Source organism: Streptomyces montanisoli, from assembly GCF_017813245.1.
Taxonomy (GTDB): domain Bacteria; phylum Actinomycetota; class Actinomycetes; order Streptomycetales; family Streptomycetaceae; genus Streptomyces; species Streptomyces montanisoli.
This window is the reverse complement of the sequence record NZ_JAGIQL010000314.1, coordinates 1-3,075: the sequence shown is the minus strand read 5'-3', so window position 1 is coordinate 3,075 and position 3,075 is coordinate 1. Positions and strand designations below refer to the sequence as shown.

The 3,075-nt window shown below is 75.6% G+C and carries 4 protein-coding genes; all 4 read left to right on the top strand.

Annotated features, from left to right (window positions below; all coding sequences use genetic code 11):
* On the top strand, window positions 1-589 hold a 589-nt coding region (locus JFN87_RS32715; protein WP_504739802.1), incomplete at its 5' end, for a glycosyltransferase family protein.
* A 224-nt stretch (window positions 590-813) separates the two neighbouring features.
* Window positions 814-1,395, top strand: coding sequence for an HPP family protein (locus JFN87_RS32710; RefSeq protein WP_307865685.1), 582 nt, complete (start codon window positions 814-816; stop codon window positions 1,393-1,395).
* Window positions 1,396-1,498: 103 nt separating this feature from the next.
* The gene (locus JFN87_RS32705; protein WP_209346087.1) at window positions 1,499-2,539 is read left to right on the top strand and encodes a 4Fe-4S dicluster domain-containing protein; all 1,041 of its coding nucleotides are present in this window, start codon (window positions 1,499-1,501) and stop codon (window positions 2,537-2,539) included.
* A partial coding sequence (gene nrfD / locus JFN87_RS32700) for an NrfD/PsrC family molybdoenzyme membrane anchor subunit (RefSeq protein ID WP_209346086.1) occupies window positions 2,536-3,075 on the top strand: 540 nt, incomplete at its 3' end. The genes JFN87_RS32705 and nrfD, both read left to right, overlap by 4 nt.

Here is a 3,075-nt window from a genome sequence, read left to right as displayed (position 1 = left end):
CCCCCCCCCCCCCCCTCTCCCCGCCACCAGCCCGCATTCCCGCCACATCGGTGCCTGGTGTTCGGTCGCGTGCTCCTCCGGTCCCGAGCCGCTCGCGGCGGGCGCCTGGGGCGTCGGCACGCACATCGCGCGGACCGCGCGGTGGGTGGCGGGCGCCGGGTACGAGCCGGTCGTCCTGTGCGGCAGGAACGCGGAGCTGCGCCGTGACGTGGAGCGCGTGCCGGGCGCACGCGCCGTCGGCTGGACGGACGACATGCCGGGCCTGCTGGCCGGTGCGCACGCGCTCGTGGACAACGCGGCGGGGCAGACGGCGCTGGAGGCACTCGCGGCCGGCGTGCCGGTCGTCGGCTACCGGCCCATTCCCGGGCACGGGCGCGAGGGCGTCAAGCGCATGGCGCGGGAGGGGTTCACCGACTACGCGCGCGACTCGTGGGCGCTGGTCCGCTCGCTCGACGCCCTCACGGCGCCCGGGCCCGTCCGCGCGCGGCGCACGGCGGCCGGCCGGTCGCTGTTCGCCGCCGATCCGGTGGCCCCGCTGGAGGAACTGGCCGCCCGTCACGGCGCGGCCGGCGCCTGCCCCGTGCGCTGACCACCACGGCCGCCCGCCGTCGTACAGCCGTACGCGGGTGTTGATCGCGTGATGGCGGGGACCCCCGGTTCGGCGCGATCAACCCACCGCGAGGAGGGCGGAACCACCGCAAGAAGAACGGAGCCACGCATGTCCGATTCCGCATCGATCCGCTCCGGCAGGGCGTGCGCCCGGCGCGGACCCACAGGCGCCCGTACGGCGCACCGCTCGCACGGGGCCGTCCGGTGAGCGGGCTCACGGGTTCCCCCGCCGACCGGCGCGCGACCCTGACGGCCGCGCTGCGGGTGCTCGTGCTGGCCGCCGCCGCGCTCGCCGCCGTGGGCGCCATCGGCAGGGCGGCCGGCCTGCTCATGCTGACGACGACGCTCGGCCCGACCGCGTACGTCGTGCTCGCGCACCCCGACACCGAGGGCGCCAAGCTGCGCAACTCGGTGCTCGGGCACGCGACGGCGACCGCGTGCGGACTCGCGTGCCTGGCCGTCTTCGGCCTGTGGAGCCATCCGTCAGTGGCCGTCACCCAGCACGACACGTGGACGCAGATCGGCGCGCAGGCCCTGAGCGTCGGCGTCACCCTCCTCGTGCTGACGCTGCTCGGCGCCTACCACCCGCCCGCCGCGGCCACCGCCCTGCTCATCACGTCGGGCATCGCGAAGCCAGGACCCCAGCTCTACGGCATGCTCGCCGGGCTCGCCCTGCTGATCGCGGGCGCCGCGCTGCTCGCGAAGGTGCCGGGTGCGCGCACGCGGGCCCGCGACGACGGCCAGGCGAGCGCCGGCCGGGGCGACCGGGAGGGCCGGGAGGGCTGACGCGCGCGGAGGACGTCTGGTTTGCGACCGCGCTCAGGGGTTACCCATGGAGCGACGTGCCGGGGCCGCGCCCCCGCCTTTGTTGCCGACGGAGGGTGTCACGATGGCTGAGACGGGTTCGAGCGGCGTGCCGGTCGTTCTCGGTTCCGGCGGTGCCACGCTGTACGGGCCGCAGCCGGACGTGAGCGGTGCCGCCGGCTACCCGGACCACGCCCCGCGCATGGGGTTCTTCACGGACACCTCGGTGTGCATCGGCTGCAAGGCGTGCGAGGTGGCGTGCAAGGAGTGGAACGCCATTCCCGAGGACGGCATCGAACTGACCGGCATGTCCTACGACAACACCCAGGGGCTCGGCGCCGACACCTGGCGCCACGTCGCGTTCATCGAGCAGCGCAAGGCGCTCGGCGGCCAGGAGCCGGGCGTCGACCACAGCGACGTCGACATCTTCGCGGCGGCCGGGAGCCTCGGCGTCGCCCCCGCCTCCCCGGGCCCCGGGGCGACGACCCCGCCGCCGGACACCGCCACCCCGGCCGCGCCGGCGGGCGAGATCTCGCCGATCGCCGCGGACGGACGCACGGAGCTGCGCTGGCTGATGTCGTCGGACGTCTGCAAGCACTGCACGCACGCGGCCTGTCTCGACGTCTGCCCGACCGGCTCCCTGTTCCGCACGGAGTTCGGCACGGTCGTGGTGCAGGAGGACATCTGCAACGGCTGCGGCTACTGCGTGCCCGCCTGCCCCTACGGCGTCATCGACCAGCGCAAGGACGACGGCCGCGTGTGGAAGTGCACGCTGTGCTACGACCGTCTGGGCGTCGGCATGGAGCCCGCCTGCGCGAAGGCGTGCCCCACGGACTCCATCCAGTTCGGGCCGCTCGACGAGTTGCGCGAGCGCGCCGCCGCCCGCGTCGGCCAGTTGCACGACGCGGGCGTCGCCGACGCGCGGCTCTACGGCGAGGACCCGGGCGACGGCGTCGGCGGCGACGGCGCCTTCTTCCTCCTGCTGGACCGGCCGGAGGTGTACGGCCTGCCGCCCGACCCGGTCGTGACGACGCGTGACCTGCCGCAGATGTGGCGCTACGCGGGCGCAGCGGCGCTGACTCTGGCCGCGGGCGCGGCCGCCTGCTTCCTGGGGAGGTCCCGATGAGCCGCTCGGACGTGACGCGCGAGGGCGTCAAGGGCACGAGCCCGGGCAGGGAGGCGCTGACGGGCAAGGCCGCCGGGCGGCACAGGCGCCGCAGGCGCGGTGGCGAGGAACCCATGGTGCCCAAGGCGAAGTTCTCCTCGTACTACGGCAAGCCCGTGCTCAACAAGCCCACCTGGAAGCCGACGGACATCGCCGGCTACCTGTTCCTCGGCGGCCTCGCGGGCGGTTCCTCGGCGCTGGCGGCCGGTGCCCAGGCCACCGGGCGGCCGGGTCTCGGGCGCGCGGCCAAGGCCGGTGCCTTCGGGGCGATCTCGCTGTCGCTCGCGGCCCTCGTCCACGACCTGGGGCGGCCCGCCCGCTTCCTCAACATGCTCAGGGTGTTCAAGCCGACGTCTCCGATGAACGTGGGCTCCTGGCTGCTCAGCGGCTACGCGCCGCTGGCGGCCGCCGCCACCGCCTCCGACCTGACGGGCAGGCTGCGGCCCGTGGGCGCCGCGGCGACGGCGGGCGCGGCCGGGATCGGGAGAGCGGGCGAC

Bases quoted from the DNA above. Each gene is read 5' to 3' on its own strand.
- JFN87_RS32705 (WP_209346087.1), top strand. From the start codon at position 1,499: ATGGCTGAGACGGGTTCGAGCGGCGTGCCGGTCGTTCTCGGTTCCGGC.